28 protein-coding genes are annotated in these 22,496 nt (G+C 69.2%); 1 reads left to right on the forward strand and 27 read right to left on the reverse strand.

Annotated features, from left to right (window positions below; translation table 11 throughout):
* Positions 1–3 precede the first annotated feature (3 nt).
* The 4 genes from G447_RS0100160 to G447_RS0100175 all read right to left on the reverse strand — a co-directional run bounded on the left by G447_RS0100160 (position 4) and on the right by G447_RS0100175 (position 6,410).
* The gene (locus tag G447_RS0100160; RefSeq protein ID WP_026429609.1) at positions 4–930 is read right to left on the reverse strand and encodes a carbohydrate ABC transporter permease; all 927 of its coding nucleotides are present in this window, start codon (positions 928–930) and stop codon (positions 4–6) included.
* Positions 927–1,847 carry a carbohydrate ABC transporter permease gene (locus G447_RS0100165; protein ID WP_005867360.1) on the reverse strand — a complete coding sequence of 307 codons (921 nt, stop codon included), beginning with the start codon at positions 1,845–1,847 and terminating at the stop codon, positions 927–929. The genes G447_RS0100160 and G447_RS0100165 overlap by 4 nt, the downstream gene beginning before the upstream one ends.
* Positions 1,848–1,977: 130 nt before the next feature.
* Complete coding sequence (locus G447_RS0100170) at positions 1,978–3,375, reverse strand: extracellular solute-binding protein (protein ID WP_026429610.1); 1,398 nt, start codon at positions 3,373–3,375, stop codon at positions 1,978–1,980.
* Between the two features lie 131 nt (positions 3,376–3,506).
* Positions 3,507–6,410, reverse strand: coding sequence for a glycoside hydrolase family 2 TIM barrel-domain containing protein (locus tag G447_RS0100175; RefSeq protein ID WP_026429611.1), 2,904 nt, complete (start codon positions 6,408–6,410; stop codon positions 3,507–3,509).
* A 113-nt stretch (positions 6,411–6,523) separates the two neighbouring features.
* Between G447_RS0100175 and G447_RS0100180 the strand changes: the two genes are divergently transcribed.
* Positions 6,524–7,549 carry a LacI family DNA-binding transcriptional regulator gene (locus G447_RS0100180; RefSeq protein WP_005869367.1) on the forward strand — a complete coding sequence of 342 codons (1,026 nt, stop codon included), beginning with the start codon at positions 6,524–6,526 and terminating at the stop codon, positions 7,547–7,549.
* 273 nt (positions 7,550–7,822) lie between these two features.
* Here the strand turns inward: G447_RS0100180 and glmM are convergent, their stop codons facing one another.
* The 23 genes from glmM to rplX all read right to left on the reverse strand — a co-directional run bounded on the left by glmM (position 7,823) and on the right by rplX (position 22,493).
* The gene (gene glmM, locus G447_RS0100185; protein ID WP_026429612.1) at positions 7,823–9,175 is read right to left on the reverse strand and encodes a phosphoglucosamine mutase; all 1,353 of its coding nucleotides are present in this window, start codon (positions 9,173–9,175) and stop codon (positions 7,823–7,825) included.
* Between the two features lie 116 nt (positions 9,176–9,291).
* Positions 9,292–9,783 (reverse strand): 30S ribosomal protein S9, encoded by a 492-nt coding sequence (rpsI, locus tag G447_RS0100190; protein WP_005869371.1) that lies wholly within the window; start codon positions 9,781–9,783, stop codon positions 9,292–9,294.
* A 40-nt stretch (positions 9,784–9,823) separates the two neighbouring features.
* The gene (gene rplM, locus G447_RS0100195; RefSeq protein WP_005869379.1) at positions 9,824–10,267 is read right to left on the reverse strand and encodes a 50S ribosomal protein L13; all 444 of its coding nucleotides are present in this window, start codon (positions 10,265–10,267) and stop codon (positions 9,824–9,826) included.
* Between the two features lie 209 nt (positions 10,268–10,476).
* Entirely contained in the window at positions 10,477–11,439 is a 963-nt protein-coding gene (locus tag G447_RS0100200) for a tRNA pseudouridine synthase A (RefSeq protein ID WP_243442263.1), read from the reverse strand.
* Positions 11,436–12,185 carry an ROK family protein gene (locus tag G447_RS0100205; RefSeq protein WP_005868487.1) on the reverse strand — a complete coding sequence of 250 codons (750 nt, stop codon included), beginning with the start codon at positions 12,183–12,185 and terminating at the stop codon, positions 11,436–11,438. The genes G447_RS0100200 and G447_RS0100205 overlap by 4 nt, the downstream gene beginning before the upstream one ends.
* A gap of 95 nt (positions 12,186–12,280) precedes the next feature.
* The gene (gene rplQ / locus G447_RS0100210; RefSeq protein ID WP_005872721.1) at positions 12,281–12,874 is read right to left on the reverse strand and encodes a 50S ribosomal protein L17; all 594 of its coding nucleotides are present in this window, start codon (positions 12,872–12,874) and stop codon (positions 12,281–12,283) included.
* 38 nt (positions 12,875–12,912) lie between these two features.
* Positions 12,913–13,908 carry a DNA-directed RNA polymerase subunit alpha gene (locus tag G447_RS0100215; protein ID WP_005872750.1) on the reverse strand — a complete coding sequence of 332 codons (996 nt, stop codon included), beginning with the start codon at positions 13,906–13,908 and terminating at the stop codon, positions 12,913–12,915.
* Positions 13,909–14,041: 133 nt separating this feature from the next.
* Positions 14,042–14,449, reverse strand: coding sequence for a 30S ribosomal protein S11 (gene rpsK / locus G447_RS0100220; RefSeq protein ID WP_005872714.1), 408 nt, complete (start codon positions 14,447–14,449; stop codon positions 14,042–14,044).
* Between the two features lie 53 nt (positions 14,450–14,502).
* Positions 14,503–14,877 carry a 30S ribosomal protein S13 gene (gene rpsM / locus G447_RS0100225; protein WP_005872704.1) on the reverse strand — a complete coding sequence of 125 codons (375 nt, stop codon included), beginning with the start codon at positions 14,875–14,877 and terminating at the stop codon, positions 14,503–14,505.
* Positions 14,878–15,025: 148 nt separating this feature from the next.
* Positions 15,026–15,139 (reverse strand): 50S ribosomal protein L36, encoded by a 114-nt coding sequence (gene rpmJ, locus G447_RS0100230; protein ID WP_003790577.1) that lies wholly within the window; start codon positions 15,137–15,139, stop codon positions 15,026–15,028.
* A 39-nt stretch (positions 15,140–15,178) separates the two neighbouring features.
* The gene (gene infA / locus G447_RS0100235) at positions 15,179–15,400 is read right to left on the reverse strand and encodes a translation initiation factor IF-1 (RefSeq protein WP_003790580.1); all 222 of its coding nucleotides are present in this window, start codon (positions 15,398–15,400) and stop codon (positions 15,179–15,181) included.
* A 191-nt stretch (positions 15,401–15,591) separates the two neighbouring features.
* Positions 15,592–16,512, reverse strand: a complete 921-nt coding sequence (locus G447_RS0100240) for a type I methionyl aminopeptidase (protein WP_026429614.1) — start codon at positions 16,510–16,512, stop codon at positions 15,592–15,594.
* Positions 16,512–17,090, reverse strand: a complete 579-nt coding sequence (locus tag G447_RS0100245; RefSeq protein ID WP_005872748.1) for an adenylate kinase — start codon at positions 17,088–17,090, stop codon at positions 16,512–16,514. The genes G447_RS0100240 and G447_RS0100245 overlap by 1 nt, the downstream gene beginning before the upstream one ends.
* Entirely contained in the window at positions 17,087–18,379 is a 1,293-nt protein-coding gene (gene secY, locus G447_RS0100250; RefSeq protein ID WP_005872733.1) for a preprotein translocase subunit SecY, read from the reverse strand. The genes G447_RS0100245 and secY overlap by 4 nt, the downstream gene beginning before the upstream one ends.
* Positions 18,380–18,567: 188 nt before the next feature.
* A complete protein-coding gene (rplO, locus tag G447_RS0100255; protein WP_005872729.1) occupies positions 18,568–19,035 on the reverse strand; it encodes a 50S ribosomal protein L15 in 468 nt (155 codons plus the stop codon).
* A gap of 2 nt (positions 19,036–19,037) precedes the next feature.
* Positions 19,038–19,223, reverse strand: coding sequence for a 50S ribosomal protein L30 (gene rpmD / locus G447_RS0100260; RefSeq protein ID WP_009743571.1), 186 nt, complete (start codon positions 19,221–19,223; stop codon positions 19,038–19,040).
* Positions 19,223–19,903 (reverse strand): 30S ribosomal protein S5, encoded by a 681-nt coding sequence (gene rpsE / locus G447_RS0100265; RefSeq protein ID WP_005872712.1) that lies wholly within the window; start codon positions 19,901–19,903, stop codon positions 19,223–19,225. Before rpsE ends, rpmD begins: the two co-directional genes overlap by 1 nt.
* Positions 19,904–19,931: 28 nt before the next feature.
* The gene (gene rplR, locus G447_RS0100270; RefSeq protein WP_026429615.1) at positions 19,932–20,303 is read right to left on the reverse strand and encodes a 50S ribosomal protein L18; all 372 of its coding nucleotides are present in this window, start codon (positions 20,301–20,303) and stop codon (positions 19,932–19,934) included.
* Positions 20,303–20,845, reverse strand: a complete 543-nt coding sequence (rplF, locus tag G447_RS0100275) for a 50S ribosomal protein L6 (protein WP_005872706.1) — start codon at positions 20,843–20,845, stop codon at positions 20,303–20,305. Before rplF ends, rplR begins: the two co-directional genes overlap by 1 nt.
* A gap of 15 nt (positions 20,846–20,860) precedes the next feature.
* A complete protein-coding gene (rpsH, locus tag G447_RS0100280; protein WP_005872728.1) occupies positions 20,861–21,259 on the reverse strand; it encodes a 30S ribosomal protein S8 in 399 nt (132 codons plus the stop codon).
* 62 nt (positions 21,260–21,321) lie between these two features.
* The gene (locus G447_RS0100285) at positions 21,322–21,507 is read right to left on the reverse strand and encodes a type Z 30S ribosomal protein S14 (RefSeq protein WP_005872735.1); all 186 of its coding nucleotides are present in this window, start codon (positions 21,505–21,507) and stop codon (positions 21,322–21,324) included.
* Positions 21,508–21,510: 3 nt separating this feature from the next.
* Positions 21,511–22,056, reverse strand: a complete 546-nt coding sequence (gene rplE / locus G447_RS0100290) for a 50S ribosomal protein L5 (RefSeq protein ID WP_026429616.1) — start codon at positions 22,054–22,056, stop codon at positions 21,511–21,513.
* Positions 22,057–22,058: 2 nt separating this feature from the next.
* Positions 22,059–22,493 carry a 50S ribosomal protein L24 gene (rplX, locus tag G447_RS0100295; RefSeq protein WP_005872720.1) on the reverse strand — a complete coding sequence of 145 codons (435 nt, stop codon included), beginning with the start codon at positions 22,491–22,493 and terminating at the stop codon, positions 22,059–22,061.
* Positions 22,494–22,496 lie beyond the last annotated feature (3 nt).

The following is a 22,496-nucleotide window of genomic DNA, read 5'->3' on the forward strand; positions in this document are numbered from 1 at the left end:
GGTTCAGAACTTCAGGCCGCCGTCCTCGATGCCCCGGAAGAAGTACTTCTGGCTGAGGGCGAAGACGATGACGACCGGTGTCATGGCGACGACCGCGCCAGCGAGCACCAGTTGGTAGGTGGTGCCCTGCGGCGAGTTCTGGATCGCCGTGAGGGTGAGCATGAGGGTCTGCTTCTTCGGGTCGGGCAGCATCAGCAGGGGGAAGATGAAGTCCGACCACGCGGCGATGAAGGAGGTCAGCCCCACGACCGTGAGGGTTCCGCGCACCTGGGGCAAGAAGATCTCCCAGAATCGCCTCCACTCCCCCGCGCCGTCGATGAGGGCGGCGTCCTCGATCTCGTCGGGGATCCCCATGAACGCGGCGCGCATCATGAGGATCTGGAAGGGCCCGATCATGGTGACCAGCCACACGCCCGTGAGGGTGTTGTAGAGGTTGACCTGCACCATCATGGAGAACAGGGAGAGCATGATCGACTCGAAGGGGAAGATCATCGCCGACAGCACGACGAAGTACATGACGGTGCGCCCGCTCCACCCGCGCCTGGACAGCATGTACCCGCCCACGCACGACAGGACGACGTTCGAGGTGACGGCCAGGAGCGCCACCAGCGCGGAGTTGCCGATGGATCCGAGGATGTCGGTGCGCTCGAAGAGCCTGGCGAAGGACTCGAGGGACCACTGCTGGGGGAGCAGCGTGGCCCCCTGGCCGAAGACGGACTCGCCGGGCGCTTTGAAGGCCGCCATGAGGGGCAGCACGAGGGGGCCGACCAGCAGGATCGCGACGACGACGAGCACCGTGTAGCGGATGAACAGCTGACTGCCGCGCATCTGGCGGCTGGCGACGGTGCGGGACTGGCGCTCGAGCCTGCGCGCTTTGCACCACTGCGCGAAGCGGGAGGGGTTCTTCTGGGCGGGTGCTTGGGCGCTCATGCGTCTTCAGCCTTCCTCTGCAGCGCCTGGGAGGCGATGATGAATCCGAAGGTCAGCAGGAACAGGCACACCGATGCCGCGTCCCCCTGCCCCAGCGACCCGAAGGTCGGATCGACGATCCGGTCGCGGATGTACATGGTGAGGGTCTTGGTGGGCGAGGCGGCACCCCCCAGCAGGTAGACCTCGGTGAAGATCTTCAGGCAGCCGATCGTGGTGAGGGTGGCGACCAGGAACATCATGACCCGCACGCCGGGCACTGTGACCGTGAAGAAACGGCGCACCGGGCCCGCCCCGTCGAGCTCCGCCGCCTCGTACAGGGACTTATCGACATTGGCCAGCGCGGACAAGTACAGGATCATGTAATAGGGCAGGCCCTGCCACAGGGTGATCAGCATCGCGCAGAAGAGGATGAGCCACTGGTTGGACAAGAAGGGCACGGGCTCACTGGCCAGGCCCCACGACGCGAGGAGGTTGTTGACCGGGCCGCGCTGGTCCAGCAGGTAGCGCCAGGCCAGGGAGATGACGACCAGCGAGGAGATGGCCGGCAGGTAGTAGAGGGCGCGGAAGAAGCCGATGCCGGGGACGTGGCTCTTCACCAGCAGGGCGAGCAGCAGCGGGAGCAGGACCATGAGGGGGACGACGCACACCGCGTACAGCAGGGAGTTGCGCAGCGATTCCCAGAACTCGCCGTCGGAGAGGACCTTCGCGAAGTTGTCGAAGCCGACGAGCCGCCCGATCCTTCCCAACGGCTTGGTCTTGGTGAAGGACACGTAGACCGTGGTGATGAAGGGGTAGATGTAGAAGGAGATGATCGCCAGAACCGGCAGCGTGATCCATATCCAGGGCATCCACTTGGGGCGGAAACGCGCGGCGCCGTTGAGGGAGCGCCCTGGAGCTCGGCGTTTTGTGATGGCCATGCTGTCCTCGTTTTCTGTACTGCTGTGAACAGGGGGCCCGCAGCTCGCGGGCGCGCGGGCGGCGCCGGCCGGGGCGGGCGCCGCAGGCGGGTGGGCCGGGGCCAGTAGTCGGCCCCGGCCCACCCCGGGATCATTCGGTGAGGGCGGAGAGCTTGGCGTTCATCGCGTCCTGGGCGGCCTTGAGGGCGGCCTTGGGCTCGACCTCCCCGCGGATGGCCTTGTTGACGTTCTCGACGAGGATGTCGGAGACGCCCCCGGTCATGTAGAACACGTCGGTGTACGCCTCGGCGTCCTTCGCGGACTTCGCGGCCTGCTCGTAGGCGGCCTTGAAGACCGGGTCGTCAGCGATCTCCGGCGGGTTGGCGACCAGCTTGTCGAGGGCCTCGGTGGCGGCCGGGAAGATGATCGCCCCGCCGTCGTGGGTCCACGCGTACTCGTTCTCGGCGTTGGTGACCCACTCGGCGAACTTCATCGCCAGGGGCGCGTTCTTCGTGGTGACGGAGACGCCGATGTACTGGCCCTCGAAGACGGGCTTGATCCCCGCGTTCGTGGGGAAGGCGCCGACCCCGGTGTTCTCGTAGACCGCGGGGTTGTTGCTCTTGACGGATTTGAGGAAGGAGGCGTTGGGGGTGCCGAAGGCGAGGTTGCCGTCGGTGTAGGCCTTGCCGGGGTCGGGCTCGCCGGTGAGGGAGTCCTTCGGGATGGCGCCCGACGCGTAGAGCTCGGCGAACTTGGTGACGTAGGTGACGGCCGCCTCGTTGTCCGCGAAGTCGAAGGCGGTTTTGTCATCGTTGAGCAGTTTGACGCCCATCCCGTGCAACTGCGCGGTCATGTACCACTGGGGGGAGCCGTAGATGCCGAAGTCGTCGGGGCTGTTGGCGTGGACCTTCTCGGCGTAGTCGAACATCTCCTCCATGGTGGCGGGTGGCTTGTTCTCGTCCAGGCCCGCGCGCTTGAAGACGTCCTTGTTGTAGGTGGTGATGTAGGGGCCGAAGTACCAGGGAAGGGCGGTGTGGTGCCCGTTGGCCCCCATGGCGGTGGAGTCCCAGATGCTCTTGACGAACTTGTCGCCGACGGCGGGCGCCTTGACGTCGTAGTCCATGAGCAGGTTGGCCTTGGACAGGGCGAGGATGGCCGAGGAGGGGGTGTTGACGACGTCCGCCATCTGGCAGTTGGTGGCCTGCGCGGTGATCGCCTGGTCGAACTCGGCGCCGCCGCCCTGGTCGGTCCAGTTGATCTTGGTGCCGGGGTTGGCCGCCTCGAACTCGGCGATCTTCTCCTCGAAGAACTTGGCGAAATCGGCTTGGAGGCCCTGGGTCTGGAAAGTGATCTCGCCCTCAACCTTCGAGGTGTCGATGGCCTTGCCGTCGACGTTGCCCTCTGGGATGTCGCAGGCGACATCAGGTTTGGGGATCGCGGAGCCGCTGCCGGCCCCCGAGGAGCTGGATCCGCCTCCGCAGGCAGTGAGCCCGATGGTGGCGAACATGGCGAGGGCGAGTCCACCCGCTGCCATCTTCTTGTTCAACATGCGAAACCTCCGTTGGTCCGTGTATTCCGGGTGGGATTCCCCGAATGACTGACTATCTCGTGTTAGTCACTGATAGTAGGATAGCGCGCACATCTGGGAAATGCACTACCAGGACGCGGATCGGCAAAACGTTACCCGACTGTTACACACGAACCATCAGCCCCCGCCTCGTGGGCACGGGCGCACACGAAGGCGATGCGCCGGGGGCCGGACACCGCCGCGAACCGCGGACGCGAGTCCGGGCCGCACGAGCGCGACCCGATCCCGTCTTGAACAGCGTCCAGCCACAGGAACGTCCGATCCGACGCCGCCAGGTCCCCCCAGTGGGCGGCGGCGGCCAGTTCCCGTTCGTCCCACGGGCACACGGACCAGCCGAGCGCGCCGAGGGGGACGAAGTAGAGGGCATCGGCCCCCCTTCCCAGGCGCAGGGCCTTGAGGCCCGGCCTGTGGCCGCCCTCCTGGGGCCGCACGCACACGTCCCACAACGCGTCGGTGGCGCCCGAGCCGTAGCCGTCGGGGTCGTCGCCGGGCACATCCGCGTAGGCGATGGACACCTCCCCCACCCACGACGCCTCCCAGGGGCCGCCCGGCAGCTCCAGGCGGAGGCCCATGCGCGGCAGCCTCCGGGGCAACCCGCCGTAGGGCTCCAGGTCGACGACAACGCGCTCGCCGTCCAGGAACGGCCCCCACGGCCCGGCCATCCCGATCCGCACGGGGCGGGACTCGGAGAGCGCGTCCACGCCGAACTGCCGGGACGCCACGCCCCAGCGCTCGCGCACCAGGCGCGCGCCGTCGGGGCGCTCGAAGAGGGAGCGGGGACTCCGGCGCACGAAGGGCAGGCGCGCCCCCTCCCACCGGTCCGCGTGGGAGACCCCAAACCGGTTGAGCCCCTCCCCCATGGGCCCTACCCCGTCTTCTTCCAGGCCCCAGTAGTCCAGGGGCCCGCGACCGCGGTCGTTGTCGGTGGGGGCCCTGTACAGGCTCACGGAGGCCCGCACCGGCAGGCCGCCCAACGCCCTCCACGCGCCCGTGGCATCGACGTCCACGGCGTGCGGTGCCCCTTCGGGCGCCTCCGCGCCCCCCTCCCTGTGGGAGGCGCCCCACCGGGCGAGGCCGCGCAGGGCGCGCGCCCTGTCCGCGTCCCGTTCCTCCACCCGCGCCCGCTGGGCAGCGAGCGCGCGCAGGGCCGGGGCGCCGGGGGCCATCGCCCGCGCCCACGCCCACGTCCCCGCGTAGACCCTGGAATGGGCGTCCACCAGTCCGTCGCACACGAAGGTGCCGTCGTGGATGGGCTCCCCGAAGTCGCCGCCGTAGGCCAGGCGCACGGCTCCGCCGTGGCGCTGGTCCAGGGCGTGGTCGCGCCACTCCCACACGAAGCCGCCCGCGTGGCGGGGGTGGTCCATCTGGGCCGCGTAGAGCGCGGCGCCGCCGGGCCCCGTTCCCATGGCGTGCAGGTACTCGCACATCAGGTAGGGGGCGCGCCGGGCGCGCGCCCGGGCCTCCCCGTCCACTCCGGCGCTGGGGTGGCCGGGCACGGCGATGGGCGCCTGCGGGTCGGAGTCGTCCAGGGCGGCCGCGACCTCCTCCAGCGCCGGGTACATCCGCGAGTACACGTCGGCGTACTCCATGGCGTGGTCGCCCTCGTAGTGGACCAGGGCACCCTCGGCGCGCTCGTGGATCCAACGGGCGGCCGCGGCTAGGTTCGCCCCCGTGCCGGACTCGTTGCCCAGCGACCACAGGGCGATGGAGGGGTGGTTCTTGTCGCGCTCGAAAGCGCGCCTCGTGCGCTCGTCGAAGGCGTCCGCCCAGCGCGGGTCGTCCGACGGGTTGTCCGCCCACGCCCTGTCGGCGCCCTCGAAGCCGTGGGTCTCGATATCGCCCTCGAGCACCACCCACAGGCCGATCTCGTCGGCCAGATCCAGGACGCGCGGGTGGGGCGGGTAGTGGGAGGTGCGGATGGCGTTGACGCCCAGGGACTTCATGAGCGCGAGGTCGTCGCGGACCCACGCCTCGTCGAAGACGCGGCCGCGGTCGTGGCGGATCTCGTGGCGGTTGACGCCGTTGAAGACCAGGGGCGCCCCGTTGGCGCGCAACTGCCCCCCCACGACCTCGACGCGCGTGAAACCGGTCCGCAGCTCCCGGGGCGCCGCCCCCTCCACGGCGAGCTCGGCGCGGTAGAGCACCGGCTGGTCGGGCGACCAGGGGTGGACGCGGCCGCAGTCGATCCACCCGCTGCGGTGGCGCCCGTCGGGCCCGGGCTCGAGCCGCACGGGCAGGGCCGTCCCCTCCCCTTCCGCTCCGACGAGGCGGAGGACCCCTTCCAGGGCGCTGCCTCCCCCGCCTGGCGCCAGCGCCTCGACGCGCACGCGCCCCTCGCCGTCCCGGTAGTCGGTGGAGAGCCACACGTCGTGGACCGAGGCGGCGCCCAGGTGCCGCAGTTCGACATCGCGGAAGATCCCGGGAAGCCACCACTGGTCCTGGTCCTCCAGGTAGGACCCGGAGGAGAACTGGCTGACCCGCACGACCACCTCGTTCCCACCGGGGCGCACGGCGCTGGTGATGTCGAGTTCGTGGGCGAGGCGGGAGCCGGTGAACATACCGATCCACGTCCCGTTCACCCACACGCGGGCCTGGGACTCCACGCCGTCGAAGCGCAAGCGGATCTGCCCGTCCCCCACCCATTCGGCGGGGACGTCGAAGGCGCGGCGGTAGTCGCCGGCGGGGTTGTCGGCCGGGGGGTGGGGCGGGTCGACGGGGAAGGGGAAGTCGACGTTCGTGTACGCCGGGCGGCCCCAACGCCCGTGCGGCGCCATGACCCAGTGGGAGGGCACGTCGATCTGCTCGGCGGAGGGGCCCAGGAGGGGGCACGGCGAGGGCCGTTCCGGATCGTCGAAGGGGTCGGGCACGCGCGGGTGGTAGACGAAGTCCCAGGAGCCGTTGAGGCTGATCGTGGGCTCGTCGGTCAGCCACGAGCGCGGTGGGCACAGGGCGCCCGCCGACGGGGAATACGATTGGGGAGTGACGCGCGCGTCCATTTCGACACCTCCATTGGGTCCATAGCCCCACTCCAGGCGGGGCCAGGCAGTAGACTAACACGTAATAGTCCCCTTGAGAGAACGAATCCACCGAACCAGCCGAAGGAGCCGCCGTGGAACGCGTGACCCGAGCCGACGTCGCCAGGGAAGCGGGCCTCGCACCGTCGACCGTATCCCTCATCCTCAACGGGCGCGGGCGCCAGGTGAAGATCTCCGAGGCGACGATCGCCCGGGTCGAGCGCATCGCCCGCGAGCTCAACTACATCCCCAACGCCGCCGCGCGCTCCCTGCGCTCGGGCAACTCCCACCTCATCGCGCTGCTCATGGCCGAACTGCCCGATGACCCCTTCGTCCCGGTCGTCCACACGGTGCTCACCACGGCGATGATCGAGATACAACGGCGCGGGTACCTGCTGGTCCCCCTCTTCCAGTCCAGCGACGACCCCTCGGACGCGGAGGTCATCCGTTCGGTCATGGGCGACACCCAGCTGGCCGGGGTCATCCGCGAGACCACGTCCGGCGAGCGCTTCTCCTCCACCCTCCTGTGGAACATGGGCATCCCCGTCGTCGGAATGTCCATGATCGAGGCCGGCGACTGCGCCGACGGGGCCGCGCTGGTGCGCATCGACGAGTCGGCCGGGGTCGCGGCCGTCATAGCCAGGACCGACCTGCCCTCGGGCGACGGCGCCCACGCAGTCTTCATCGCCGGCCCCAACACGAACCACTCGCGCCAGAACCCCGTCCTCGCCCGGTTCGGCGACCGCGCCCGCATGATCTCGCTGCCCGACTGGGACGAGGCCACCGCCTACCAGGCCGCCTTCACCCTGCTGTCCCAGGACCCGCAGCTGGAACTCGTCTGCGTCGCCGACGACTCCCAGGCCCCCGGCGTCATCGCAGCGGCGCGCGACCTGGACATCCCCGTCCCCGAGAGGCTCTCCGTCCTCGGGTTCGGCAACCAGGAGCCCCGCTCGGGCGAACGCCTGGGGCTGACCACTGTGGAGTGGCCACTGCGCGAGATGACACGCCTTGCGGTCCAGGAAGTGATCGCCGCCGTCGAGTCCCCCTCAGACGAAACCGCCGACCGCGTCCGCACCCTCCCGACCGCCCCCGTCTGGAGGACGTCGGTGCGCGCCCGCTGAGGCGCCGCGGCCGGACCCAGTCACCGGGGCGCGCCGCCGAAGGAGTACGGGCACGCGGCGCCAGCACCCGGCCACTCGCCGGTATCCCCTAAGGGCCGCGGGCACGAACGCAGGCGCGCGTTGTCGACACCGCGAGGGGGTTGTCGACACTGTGATGGGGTTGTCGACACCGCGAGGGGGTTATAACGCGCGTCGGTGTCGACAACGCGCGCTGGTGTCGACAACGCGCGTCGGCGTAGCAGCACCCGTTGGCCCGCTCCGCCCCGCAGCTCCTCAGAGCGCCAGGTTCCGCTTCACCACATCGGCCAGGGACTCGGCGACCGCGTCCGCCTCCTCCTGGGTGGCCGCCTCCACCATGACTCGCACGAGCGGCTCGGTGCCCGAGGGGCGCAGCAGGACACGGCCGGACTCCCCCAGTCGCGCCTCGGCGGCTGCGACGGCCTCAGCGACTGCCCCGTTCGACGAGGCGCCCGCGCGGTCGACGCCCGCGACGTTGATGAGGGTCTGGGGCAACCGGTGGACGAAGGAAGTGAGGTCGGCCAGGGACCGTCCGGACTCCTTGACCATGCGGGACACCAGCAGGGACGAGAGGATCCCGTCCCCCGTAGTGGCGTGGTCGGTGGCGATGATGTGCCCGGACTGCTCGCCGCCCAGGCAGTAGCCGGAGGCGAGCATCTCCTCCAGCACGTAGCGGTCGCCCACCCCCGTCTGGACGGTCGCGATGCCCGCCTCGCGCATCGCGAGGATGAGTCCCAGGTTGCTCATGACGGTGACGACCAGCGTGTCCTTGGCGAGGGCGCCGCGCCGGTGCGCGTCCACGGCCAGGGCGCCCATGATCTTGTCGCCGTCGACCAGCGCCCCCGTGTGATCGACCGCCAGGCAGCGGTCGGCGTCCCCGTCGTAGGCGACTCCGAAGTCCGCCCCCGCCTCGACGACTGCGGCCATCAGGGACTCGGGGTGGGTGGATCCGCCGTTCAGGTTGATATTGCGCCCGTCGGGCGAGGCGTTGATGACGGTGGCATCGGCTCCCAGCTCCCGGAAGACCGCCGGGCCGAACTCGGAAGCGCCGCCGTTGGCGCAGTCGATGACGATCTTCAGGCCCCGCAGGTCCGTGCCGACCGCCCCAACCAGGTGGCGGATGTACGATTCGCGCGCCCACGCGTGGTCCGCGTCGATCTCGCCGACGCCCTCACCCGTGGGCCGGTCCCAGTCGGTCCCCACGAGCGCCTCGATCTGGTCCTCGACGGCGTCGGCCAACTTGTAGCCGCCGTGGGCGAAGAACTTGATGCCGTTGTCAGGCATGGGGTTGTGGGAGGCGGAGATCATGACGCCCAGGTCCACGCCGTCCTCGGTGGCGGTCAGGTGGGCGACGGTGGGCGTGGTGACGACGCCGATGCGCGTCACGTCCATCCCCGCGCTCGCCAGTCCCGCGGCTAGGGCGTGGTCGAGGAACTGGCCGGAGATGCGCGTGTCCCTGCCGATGATCGCGCGGGGCTTGGACCCGTCGGCGCGGGGCTGGCACCCGAACTGGCGGGCGGCCGCCTCGCCGAGCTTCAGCGCCAGATCCGCTGTGATGTCCACGTTGGCCAGACCGCGCACCCCGTCGGTGCCGAACATCCTTGGCATTGTCTCTCCGTTCATGAAAAATATGGTCGGCAACAAGGCTACCGCGCGACTCCCATAACGCGGTACCCCGCTCCGGCAAGTGGAGCGGGGTACCGTTTCACAGCTGCGGCGCGGCTTCAGCGCTTCGAGAACTGCGAAGCCTTGCGGGCCTTCTTCAGGCCGGCCTTCTTGCGCTCGGTGACGCGGGCGTCGCGGGTCAGGAAACCGGCCTTCTTCAGGGCGGGACGGTTCGCGTCGCGGTCGATCTCGTTGAGCGCGCGCGAGATCCCCAGGCGCAGGGCGCCAGCCTGGCCGGAGACGCCGCCGCCGTTGATGCGGGCGACGACATCGAAACGGCCGTCAATGTCGAGCAGCACGAAGGGGGACTTCACCAGCTGCTGGTGCAGCTTGTTGGGGAAGTAGTCCTCCAGGGTGCGGCCGTTGATGGTCCACTGGCCGGAGCCGGGGACCAGGCGGACACGGGCGACGGCCTCCTTGCGGCGGCCAAGGCCCGCGCCGGGTGCGGTAATGGACTGACCGGCCCCGACGGGGGCGGATTCGGTCTCGGTCGTGTACGAGCCTGTGACGATCTCCTCGTCCAGCTCGACGGATGCAGTGGTCTCGGCCACGGTTCTCCTCAGTGCGTTGTCGGTGCCAGTGGCGCGGGGCTCACTGGGCCACCTGGGTCAGTTCGTAGGGAACCGGCGACTGGCCGGCGTGGGGGTGCTCCGCACCGGCGTACACGTGCAGCTTCTTGAACTGCGCGCGGCCGAGGGAGGTGTGGGGAAGCATGCCCTTGACGGCCTTCTCGATGACGCGCTCGGGGGCGGTCGCCATGAAGTCGCGGTAGGCGGTGGCGGTGAGGCCGCCGGGGCGCCCGGAGTGGCGGTAGGCCATCTTCTGCTCGAGCTTCTTGCCAGTCAGCGCGACCTTGTCCGCGTTGATGATGATGACGTAGTCGCCCATGTCCATGTGAGGGGCGAACGTCGGCTTGTGCTTCCCACGAAGGAGGTTGGCGGCGTGTGCCGCCAGACGGCCGAGGACGACATCGGTGGCGTCGATGACGAACCACTTCTTGTCGGCGTCCCCGGGCTTGGGTGAATAGGTGCGCACGGGCGTAACCTTCAATTCTTGTCAGTCATGGGGCGCCCCCTCCCGCTGGGAGCGGGGCCCGCGATGAAACAGTTCCGCGAGGCGCCAGCGAGTCTGCTCGGCGAGTGGGAGGCACCGGGCGCTCTGCTGACGCGCAGCGTTAGCCAGTTTATCGGCGCTCCACGGCCCGGTCAAAGCACGGCGCCCAGTGTGGGCGATTCCTCAGAGGCTCATGATTCCGCGTCGCAGCAGGCGTCCCGCCTCCTGCGGGCCAGGCTGGCGCGCAGCGCCCACTCCTCGGGTCCGGGGTAGTCGACGCGCTCCAGGGTGAGGCCGCGGGCGGGGGCTATGGGGGCGGCACTCGCGCGGGACCGGGCGTCCAGGAGGGCCCTGGGCCACGGGGCGGGCCTCGCCCCCCTGCCGACCATGGCGAGCGCGCCGACCAGGGAGCGCACCATCGAGTGGCAGAAGGCATCGGCCTCGACGTGGAACTCGACGAGGCCGTCCGGCGCCCGCGCGGCCTCGAGGCGCGTGAGCGTGCGGATGGTGGTCGCGCCCTCGCGGGGGCGGCAGAAGGAGAGGAAGTCGTGCTCGCCCAGCAGGGCGGCGGCGGCCCTGTTCACCGCCGCCAGGTCGAACGGGCGGTCGTCCCACACGCAGTCCCAGCGGCGCAGGGGCGTGGGGCGGTCCGCGATCCGGTACGCGTAGGAGCGCCCAGTCGCGCTGAAGCGGGCGTCGAAGTCCGCGCTGACGGGGGAGGCGGAGAGCACGAGCGCGTCGGAGACCCCCCTGGGCGGGCGCCCCCCGCGCCCCCGCTCCCGCTGCGCCCACGCCCTGGCGAGCAGCGCGTTGGCGCGGCGCACCAGTGCGTCCGCGCACGCGCCCTGTGGCGCTGGGCCGCCGACGGGGGCCGACCGGGGGGCGAGGGCGCGCCACGCGGACCCGGGCAGGTCCACGTGGGCGACCTGGTGCCGGGCGTGCACTCCGGCGTCCGTGCGCCCCGCGACCGTGGTCGCCACCGGTTGGCGCACCAGGGTGGACAGCGCGGCCTCGAGCTCGCCCTGGACGGTGCGCAGTCCCGGCTGGGCCGCCCAGCCGTGGAAGCACGTGCCGTCGTAGGCGAGGTCGAGGCGGACCCGCACCCGCTCCTCCCCCGCGGCGCCGGGGTCGGACGCCGGGGGCGGCGTGCTCACAGCTCCCACGCGCGCACCCCGCCGATAATGCCCGCGTCATTGGGGACGATGATGATGTCGTCACCCATCTTCGCGCGGTTCGCGGCGGTGATCCGTTTCGAGTTGCCGCCCCCCATGTAGAGGCGGTCCCACATGTACATGGCGCGCAGGCCGTCCACAACGCGCCGCACCCGGCGCGACCAGTGCGTGTCGCCCAGGCGCAGCCGCTCGTGCTCGCCGATGTAGTCGTCGTAGGTGAGCCCCCAGCGCACGAAGCCCTGGGACACCTCGACGTGGGGCGCCAGCACCCCGCCGTCGAAGACCGCGTTGCCCAGGCCGGTGCCCAGGGTGATGATCATCTCGAGGCCGCGGCCGGTGACCGCCCCCGCCCCCGCGACCTCCGCGTCGTTGAGGACCTTCGTCGGCAGGGACAGGGCGGCCGCGATGGCGCGCCCCATGTCGAAGTGGTCCCACTGCTCGACGAGTTCGGGCAGGACCCTGGACCTGGGCCCGTCCTTGGTGATGTAGTGCGGCGTGGCGACGACGACGCCGTGGCGGATCATGCCGGGCATGCCCATAGTGACCCGGGTGGCGCGGGGAAGGCCCGCAGCCAGGTCGCATACCGTACGGACGAGGAGTCCGGGGGGCAGGGGGTAGGGCGTGGGGACCCGTCGGGCGGGGGCCACCATGGTCCCCTTGTCATCGACGACGGAGCCTTTGATGCCGCCGCCTCCGCAGTCGATCGCCAGAGTCATTTCATGGGACATGCACCAAGGCTACCGGCCCGGCCCAGATATGCGAAGGCCCGGGCGCCTTGCGGCGCCCGGGCCCCACGCGGGTCAGCGGCCCATGCCGGGGGTGCTCATTCCTCCTCGGCGACCTGCTCGGCGGCGTCGGCCGCCGTGCCGGCCTCGACGGCGATGCGCTCGGCCTCCTCGGCCTTCGCGGCGTCGCCCTCCTCACGCGCCTCCTCGGCGCGCTCGGCGGCGGCGTCGGCCGCCTCTTCGGCCTCCTTCGCGACCTCCGCGGCCGCGGACTTCTCGGCGGCTTTGGCGGCAGTGCGCTCGGCGGAGGAGACGACGGCCTTCTTCTCGACCTTCTCCATGACGAGCTCGATGCGCATCAGGGGGGCGTTGTCGCCCTTGCGGTTGCCGACTCGGACGAGGCGGGTGTAGCCGCCCTGGCGCTCGGGGTCCATCGCGGGCACGATCTCGTCGAAGAGCATGTAAACGGCGTCCTTGGAGGGGACCTTCTTGAGGACCGTGCGCCGGGCGTGCATGTCGCCGCGCTTGGCCTTGGTGATGAGCTTCTCCACGTAGGGGCGCAGGACCTTGGCCTTGGCCTCGGTCGTGGTCACAGCGCGGTGCTCGATGAGCTGCTTGGCCAGGTTGGACAGGATCAGCTTCTGGTGTGCCGGGCTTCCGCCCAGGCGGGCACCCTTCTTGGGGGTGGGCATGTTGTCTCCTACGGATTGAATGCGTCCAACGGACGCGGTCAGCTGGACTGGTCGTCCGAAAAGATCGACGGCGATTCGCCCTCGCCGAAGCTCGGCATGACCGAGTCCTTCAGCGTCATCCCGAGGGTGGCCAGGGATTCCTTGATCTCCTCGATCGACTTGGTGCCGAAGTTGCGGATGTCGAGCAGGTCGGCCTCGGAGTGGGCGACCAGTTCGCCGACGGTGAGGATGCCGCGACGGCGCAGGGCGTTGTAGGAACGCGACTGCAGGTTGAGGTTCTCGATGGGCAGGGCCAGGTCGGCAGCCAGGGTGGCGTCGGTGGTGGAGGGGCCCACCTCGATGCCCTCGGCCTCCTCGTTGAGCTCGCGCATGAGGCCGAAGAGCTCGACCAGCGTCTTGCCCGCCGAGGCGATGGCGTCGCGCGGGGTGATCGCGGGCTTGGTCTCCACATCGATGACGAGGCGGTCGAAGTCGGTGCGCTGCTCGACGCGCGTCGCCTCGACCTTGTAGGTCACCTTGACGACCGGCGAGTAGATCGAGTCGATCGGGATGCGCGAGATCTCGGCCTGCGGATCCTTGTTCTGAGCTGCGGAGACGTAGCCGCGACCGCGTTCGACGGTCAGCTCGATCTCCAGCTTGCCCTTCTCGTTGAGGGTGGCCAGGTGGAGGTCGGGGTTGTGGATCTCAACCCCGGCGGGCGGCGTGATGTCGCCCGCGACGACCGGACCGGGGCCGGCCTTGCGCAGGTACATCACGACGGGCTCGTCGTTCTCCGAAGAGAGCACGATCTGCTTGATGTTGAGGATGATCTCGGCGACATCCTCCTTCACACCTTCGATCGTGCGGAACTCGTGGGGAACCCCGTCGATGCGGATGGAGGTGACCGCCGCGCCCGGGATCGAGGACAGCAGGGTACGGCGCAGCGAGTTGCCGAGCGTGTACCCGAAGCCGGGCTCGAGGGGCTCCAGCGTGAAACGGGAGCGCAGGTCGCTGACCTTTTCTTCGGTCAGGATGGGTCGCTCTGCAATGAGCACGTCTTGTTCCTTTCTTACCGGTGCCCGCTATATGACACCGGAACTGGTTTCCCGCAGGCGCGGGACAGGGAGGGTGGATGCGCGCGCATCCAGACGTGGGGACTGCCCCGTGGGGCGTCCCGGCGGGTCGCGCTCAGCCGCGGCGGCGCTTGGGAGGACGGGTGCCGTTGAAGGCCTGGGGCGTGACGTCCTGGATCGAGCCGATCTCGAGGCCGGCGGCCTGCAGGGAGCGGATCGCGGTCTCGCGGCCGGAGCCGGGGCCCTTGACGAAGACATCGACCTTCTTCATGCCGTGCTCCTGGGCGCGGCGCGCGGCAGCCTCGGCGGCGAGCTGGGCGGCGAAGGGCGTCGACTTGCGGGAGCCCTTGAAACCGACCTGGCCGGAGGAGGCCCAGGCGACAACGGCGCCCGTGGTATCCGTGAGTGAGACGATGGTGTTGTTGAACGTCGACTTGATGTAGGCGTGGCCGTGGGTGACGTTCTTGGAGATCTTGCGGCGCGGCTTGCGCCCCGCGCCGGAGCGGGCGTTCTTGGTTGCCATTGTGGTTCAGTTCCTTCTAGTCGCGGAATCATCCACCCGGGGGTGGCGGCGCCTTACTTGGCCTTCTTCTTGCCTGCAACGGTGCGCTTGGGGCCCTTGCGGGTGCGCGCGTTGGTCTTGGTGCGCTGGCCGTGGACGGGCAGGCCCCGGCGGTGGCGCAGGCCCTGGTAGGAGCCGATCTCGATCTTGCGACGGATGTCGGCCTGAACCTCGCGGCGGAGGTCGCCCTCAACCTTGAAGTTGGCTTCGATGTAGTCACGGAGCTTGACGAGTTCCTCTTCCGTCGCGTCCTTGACGCGGGTGTCCGGGCTGACGCCGGTGGCGGCGAGGGTCTCGGCGGCGCGGGTGCGGCCGACTCCGTAGATGTAGGTGAGCGCGATCTCGAGCCGCTTCTCGCGGGGGAGGTCGACGCCGGCGATACGTGCCATTGCTGTGGTGCTCCAGTTGTTCCTCGGAGGTCGTCACCGCTCAGTCCGGGCGAGCGGCCCGGCCCCGGCCTCCGAACCGGGGGTCGCCCCGCGAGGGGCGCTTAGAGCGGTGCTGTGGGGCGTGGCGCCCCGCGAGTCGCAGCGGGCCTCAGCCCTGGCGCTGCTTGTGCCTGGGGTTGTCGCAGATGACCATGACATTGCCGTGGCGACGAATCACCTTGCACTTGTCACAGATCTTCTTGACACTCGGCTTGACCTTCATGGTTGTTACCTCCACTGCCCTCGGGCAGTCAGTGTCGTGTCACTTGTAGCGGTAGACGATACGGCCCCGGGAGAGGTCGTAGGGGCTGAGCTCGACGACGACTCGGTCCTCGGGCAGGATGCGGATGTAATGCTGGCGCATTTTCCCCGCGATGTGGCCGAGGACCACGTGGCCGTTCTTGAGCTCCACCCGGAACATGGCATTGGGCAGGGCCTCGACGACCGTGCCCTCCATCTCGATGACGCCGTCTTTCTTTGCCATATCCTCCGTCTGTCCTCTACATGTCTCGGATAGGGGTGCGGCGGATGCCGCTGGGCGGGCGCGGCGACACCCGCCGGATGCGACACGCCCAAGCGTCCACCTTACGGCATCGGCGCCGTGATCTGGTAGTCGACTGCCTGTCGACTACCTCACGTTAATTCACTCACATTCTGCCCGGGGCGGATCCTGCGTCAGTCGAGGCTGACGGGCACCACTCCGTAGGGGGCCAGTCCCGCTGCTCCGCCGTCGCGGGCGGTGAGCACGCACACTCCCCCTTCGGCGATAGCGATCGTGTGCTCCCAGTGGGCCGCGTCCCCGCCGTCCTCGGTGCGCACCGTCCACTCGTCGTCCTCGGTGCGCGTGGCGATGCCCCCGCTGACCAGCATCGGCTCTACCGCCAGTACCATGCCCTTCTTGAGGCGCGGGCTGCGCCCGCGGGCGTTGAAGTTGAGCACCTCGGGCTCCATGTGCATCTTCGTGCCGATGCCGTGGCCCGTGTACTCCTCGATGATCCCGGCTTCCCAGCCGAGTTCCTGGGCGCGCGCGGCGACGACGTCCTCCACTGCCGCGCCCACTGCGCTCACCCTCCTGCCGGTGGCGAGCGCCGCCAGGGCCGCCCACAGGCACTCCCGGGTCACGGCGTCCAGCTCGCGGCGGCGCCGCAGCGCCGCACTCTCCGGGCCCTGCCCGCCGCCCGCAGGTTCCGCGGCCGCCCGCTCCCCCGCCGCGAAGGCCGCGTCGTCGATCCACGGGTCGGACACGACCACCGAGAAGGCCGCGTCCCCGTGCCACTGCCTGCCCCGCCGCGTCAACCAGGCGCCGCAGTCGAAGCTCACGAGGTCGCCGGCGCGCAGCCGGTAGTCCCCGGGGATCCCGTGGACGACTACGTTGTTGACCGAGACGCACACGGTCGCGGGATAGCCGTAGTAGCCCAGGAAGTTCGAGGTCGCCCCTGCCCCGGCGATCGCGTCGGAGCTGACGGCGTCCAGCTCCGCGGTGGTCACGCCCGGGCGCACCGCCTCGCGCAGCTTCTCGTGGATGGTCGCCACAACGAGGCCGGCCTCGCGCATGAAGCGGAGCTCCTCGGCGGTTTTGAGCTCGATCCGCCCCATCAGCGCTGAGCCACGGAGTCCAGGACCGTGTTAATGCGGGCGGTGACCTCGTCGATGGTGCCCTTGCCGTCGACGACCTCCAGCAGGTCCTGGTCGACGTAGTAGGTGGCCACGGGCTCCGTCTGCTGCCGGTAGACCTCGAGGCGACGGCGCATCACCGGCTCCGTGTCATCCGAGCGGTGCTGCTCCTGGGCGCGCTTGAGCATACGGGCGACGACCTCGTCCTCGTCGACCTGGATCTCGACGACCACGTCGATCTGCTTGCCCAGGTCGAGCAGCATGTCCCGCAGCGCGTGCGCCTGCTCGACGCTGCGCGGGTAGCCGTCCAGCAGGAAGCCGTCGGCAGTGTCGGGGGCGGCCAGGCGCGCCCGGACCATCGTGTTGGTCACCGAGTCCGGCACGAACTCGCCGCGGTCCATGTACGCCTTGGCCTGTTTGCCTATCTCGGTGCCCTCCGCCATGTTCGCGCGGAAGATGTCGCCCGTCGAGATGGCCGGAATGGAGAGGCGCTGCGCGATGTGCGCTGCCTGCGTCCCCTTCCCGGCTCCGGGGGGGCCGAGCAGAATGACAACGGTCATAGGAGGAACCCTTCGTAGTGGTGCTGCTGCAGTTGCGTGTTGATCTCCTTGACGGTCTGCAGGCCGACGCCGATGATGATCAGCAGGGTCGTGCCACCGAACGGCAGGTCGCCGCTGGCGAGCTTGAGCGGGATGATCAGCAACGACGGCAGAAGCGCGATGATCACCAGGTAGAGCGCCCCGGCCGAGGTGATGCGGTTGATGACGTAGCGCAGGTACTCCGCAGTCGGGCGGCCCGCCCGGTAGCCCGGGATGAAGCCCCCGTAGCGCTTCATGTTGTCGGCGACCTCGTCGGGGTTGAAGGTGATGGCCGTGTAGAAGAACGCGAAGAACAGCGTCATGAGGGCGTACAGGGTCAGGTAGAAGCCCGAGGACTGCGTGAAGTGCCCGGAGATCCACTGCACCCAGCCGTCCGTCGTCTGGCCGAACTGCGCGACCATCGGCGGCAGCGCCAGGATGGACGAGGCGAAGATGACGGGGATGACGCCCGACATGTTGATCTTGAGGGGGATGTAGGTGGTCGTCCCCCCGTACTGGCGCCGCCCGATCATCCGCTTGGCGTACTGGACGGGGATGCGGCGCTGCGCCTGCTCGACGTAGACGACCGCCAGTGCGACGACGAGCAGCAGGACGAGGATCACCAGGACCGAGCCCCACTTGCCCGCGCGCCCGATGCCGAGCATCTGCGAGGGGAGCCGGGCGGCGATGGAGGTGAAGATCAGCAGCGACATGCCGTTGCCGATGCCCCTCTCCGTGACGAGTTCGCCGAGCCACATGATCACGCCCGTGCCCGCCATCATGACGACGATCATCATGAGGAAGGTCAGCACCGAGCGGTCCTTGATGACGTCCTGGTTGCAGCCCGCGAAGAGCTGCCCGGAGCGGGCCAGGGAGATCGTGGTCGTGGACTGGAGGACGCCCAGGAAGATCGTGAGGTAGCGGGTGTACTGGGTGAGCGTGGCCTGCCCGGACTGGCCCTCCTTGTGGAGGTCGTCGAAGCGGGGGATCACGACCCGCAGCAACTGGATGATGATCGACGCGGTGATGTACGGCATGATGCCGAGGGCGAAGACCGACAGCTGGAGCAGGGCACCGCCGGAGAAGATGTTCACCAGGTCGAGCAGCGACGCCTCGTTCTGCTGGGCGATGCACGCCTGGACGGCCGTCGAGTTGACTCCTGGCGTCGGGATGAACGATCCCAAGCGGAACACGGCCATGATGAACAGCGTGAACAGCAGCTTCCGACGAAGGTCGGGGGTACGGAACGCCTGTGCGAATGCACTGAGCAAGGCTTCCTCCTACGGTGATGGGCGTGCGGGCGCAACGCCCGAGACTCGGACAGCTTACCCGACAGGGGTCGGGGAGCGCGAGATCCGAGCACGAGAGCTAGTAACAATATGGTCCGCCCGTCCGCGTTCACGCTGGTCGGGCAGACGGAACGGGGGCGGTCCGTGACTCCGGACCACCCCCGTCGGCCTCAGCGCGCGGAAATGGTCCCGCCCGCTGCCGTGATCTTCGCCTCAGCCGATGAGGACCAGGAGTCGGCCTCGACCTGGAGCTTCACGCTCAACTCGCCTCCGCCGAGGACCTTGACGGGAGCGGAGTCCCGGACCGCGTGCTTGGCGATCAGGTCCTCGACCGTCACCTTGCCGCCCTCGGGGAAGAGCTCCCCGAGCTTGCCGACGTTGACGACCTGGTACTCGACCCGGAACGGGTTCTTGAAGCCGCGGAGCTTGGGCAGGCGCATGTGGATCGGCATCTGCCCGCCCTCGAAACCGGCTGCGACCTGGTAGCGGGCTTTCGTGCCCTTGGTGCCACGGCCGGCGGTCTTGCCCTTCGAGCCCTCGCCGCGGCCCACGCGGGTCTTGGCGGTTTTGGCGCCGGGCGCGGGGCGCAGGTGGTGCAGCTTGACGATCTGCGCGTCCTTCTTCGTGGAGTCAGCCATTGTCAGTCGACCTCCTCAGCGGTCACCAGGTGGCGCACGGTGCGGATGGCGCCCAGAACGGCGTCCGACTCCTCGCGCACGACACTCTGGCCGATCTTGCGCAGCCCGAGGGTGCGCAGCGTGTCCTTCATGTTCTGCCTGGAGTGGGCAGACGACTTCACCTGTGTGATTTTGATCTTCTTCGCCATCACTTGGCCTCCCCTGCAACGGCGCTGGCGTTCTCCGCCGCCTCTTTGGCCGCCCGCTTGTCGGCCTCGCCCTCCGCGCGGGCGCGGAGCATGGAGGCGGGCGCGACGCGCTCGAGGGGCAGGCCGCGGCGCGCAGCAACGGCCTCGGGCTGCTCGAGCCGCTTGAGGGCATCAACGGTCGCGTGCACGATGTTGATGGCGTTGGAGGAGCCGAGGGACTTGGTGAGCACGTCGTGGACGCCGGCCGCCTCGAGGACGGCGCGCACCGGGCCGCCGGCGATGACGCCGGTACCGGGGGCGGCCGGGCGCAGCAGGACGATGCCCGCGGTGTCGCGCCCCTGGACGACGTGGGTGATCGTCCGCCGGATCATCGGGACGCGGAAGAAGTTCTTCTTCGCCTCCTCGACGCCCTTCGAGATGGCCTGGGGGACCTCCTTGGCCTTCCCGTAGCCGACGCCCACTGTGCCCTCGCCGTCACCGACCACGACCAGGGCCGTGAAGGAGAAGCGGCGCCCGCCCTTGACGACCTTGGAGACGCGGTTGATGGTGACGACGCGCTCGATGTACTCGTTCTTGTTCTCGTTGTTGCGGCGCCCGTCGCGGTCCGAACGACCCGAGCGGCGCTCACGGCGGTCGCCGTCGCCGGCCTGACCGTTCCTGTCTCGCTGCTGTGCAGCCATCAGATGATCTCTCTTTCTTTCGGCCCGTTCACAGCTCGAGTCCGCCCTCGCGGGCGGCCTCGGCGACGGCCGCGACACGGCCGAAGTACTTGTTGCCACCGCGGTCGAAGACGACGGCGCTGATCCCCGCGGCCTTCGCGCGCTCGGCGACGGCTTCGCCGACCTTGCGGGCCCGTTCGGTCTTGGTGCCACCGGCAGCGGCGATATCGGCCTCGATGTCCGAGGCGGACACCAGGGTGTGGCCGATGGTGTCGTCGATCACCTGCACCACCATATGGCGGTTGGAGCGGGTGACGACCATGCGGGGGCGCTCGGGCGTGCCGTTGATCTTCTTGCGGAGGCGCAGGTGGCGGCGCTTGCGCGCGACGGCCTTGCCCTTGCCCTTGATCGAGTAAGCCATCACTTACCAGCCTTTCCGACCTTGCGACGGATGGTCTCGCCCACGTAGTGGATGCCCTTACCCTTGTAGGGCTCCGGCTTCTTCAGCTTGCGGATGCGGGCAGCGGTCTCGCCGACGAGCTGCTTGTCGATGCCGGACACCGTGAACAGCGTCTGGGACTTCGGCTCGATCGTGAACTCGATGCCGTCGGGCGGGGTGACGGTGATCGTGTGCGAGAACCCGAGGGAGAACTCGAGGTCCTTGCCCTTGGCCACGACGCGGTAGCCGGTGCCGGTGATCTCCAGCTGCTTCTTGTAGCCCTCGGTGACGCCGATGATCATGTTGGCGATCAGGGTGCGGGACAGTCCGTGCAGCGAGCGCGCGGTGCGCTCGTCATTGGGACGGGACACGACGACCTGGCCGCCGTCGACCTTCGCGGTGATCGGCTCGGCCACGACGTGGCTGAGGGTGCCCTTGGGGCCCTTGACCGTCACCTTCTGGCCGTCGATCGCGACGTCGACGCCTGCGGGGATTGCGATGGGGTTCTTACCAATTCGCGACATTGTTCAGCCTCCTCATCACCAGACGTAGGCGAGGACTTCCCCGCCCACGCCCTTCTCGGCCGCCTGGCGGTCGGTGAGCAGGCCGGAGGACGTGGACAGGATCGCCACGCCCAGGCCGCCGCGGACCTTGGGCAGGTTGGTGGACTTGGCGTACACGCGCAGACCGGGCTTGGAAACGCGCTGCAGGCCCTGGATGGCGGCCTCGCGGTGCGAGCCGTACTTCAGGGAGATCGTCAGGGTCTTGCCCACCCGGGCGTCCTCGACGGAGGTCGAGGCGATGTAGCCCTCCTCGACCAGGATGTTCGCGATCGCGTTCTTGAGCTTCGAGTACGGCATGGAGACCGAGTCGTGGTGCGCGCGGTTCGCGTTGCGCAGACGCGTGAGCATGTCTGCGATCGGGTCTGTCATTGTCATGGGGTTGTACTCCCCTTCCTCGTCGCGGTTTCTCCGGCGCACCGGGACCTGCGACGTTCGTATTACCAGCTGCTCTTGGTGACGCCGGGCAGTTCGCCGCGCAGGGCGAGCTCGCGCAGGCACACGCGGCACAGTCCGAACTTGCGGTACACCGAGTGCGGACGACCGCAACGGTTGCACCTGGTGTAGGCGCGCACGCCGAACTTCGGCTTGCGCGCGGCCTTGACCTTGAGGGACGTCTTGGCCATGGGTCAGTCCTCCTTGAACGGGAAGCCGAGGTGGCGGAGCAGAGCGCGCCCTTCCTCGTCGGTGGTGGCCGAGGTGACAACCGTGATGTCCATACCGCGCACCCGGTCGATCGAGTCCTGGTCGATCTCGTGGAACATCGACTGCTCCGTCAGACCGAAGGTGTAGTTGCCGTGCCCGTCGAACTGCTTGGGCGAGAGCCCGCGGAAGTCGCGGATACGGGGCAGTGCCGTGGAGAGGAGGCGGTCGAGGAACTCCCACATGCGGTCGCCGCGCAGGGTCACGTGCGCGCCGATCGCCTGGCCCTCGCGCAGTTTGAACTGGGCGATGGACTTCTTGGCGCGGGTCGTCACAGGCTTCTGCCCCGTGATGGTGGCGAGGTCGCGGATCGCGCCCTCCAGCGCCTTGGAATCGCGCGCTGCCTCGCCGACGCCCATGTTGACGACGATCTTCGTCAGCCCACCGACCTGCATGATGTTCTCGTGCTTGAACTCGGTGCGCAGAGCCTCGCGGATCTCGGAGGCGTACTTCTCTTTCAGACGCGGGGCCATGCTCAGATCTCCTTGCCCTGCTCGATGCCGCGCTTGGCGCCGCCGCGGGTCACGCGGACGCGGACGGTGCGGGTGCGGCCGTCGCGCTCAACGGTGTCCTCGCGGAAACCGACGCGCACGCGCTTCTTGGTGTCGGGGTCGACCAGGGCGACCTTCGACAGGGAGATCGGCGCCTCGACGGTCTCGATACCGCCGGTCGAGCCCTGCGTCTGCCCCTGGCGGACGTGGCGCGTCTTGAGGTTGACGCCCTCGACCAGGACCTTCTGCTCGGCGGGGAACACCTTGATGACGCGCCCCTGCTTGCCCTTGTCGCCGGGCTTGAGGGGCTCGAGCCCCTCAGCTACGCGGCGCTCGTTGCGCTTGGCCAGGGCCTTCTCGTCGGAGGTGCGTCCTCGGACGACCTCGACCAGGTCGCCCTTGCGGATCTTTGCGGCCATGGA

This window comes from Schaalia georgiae DSM 6843 (assembly GCF_000429245.1).
In the GTDB taxonomy this organism is placed as follows: Bacteria; Actinomycetota; Actinomycetes; order Actinomycetales; family Actinomycetaceae; genus Pauljensenia; species Pauljensenia georgiae.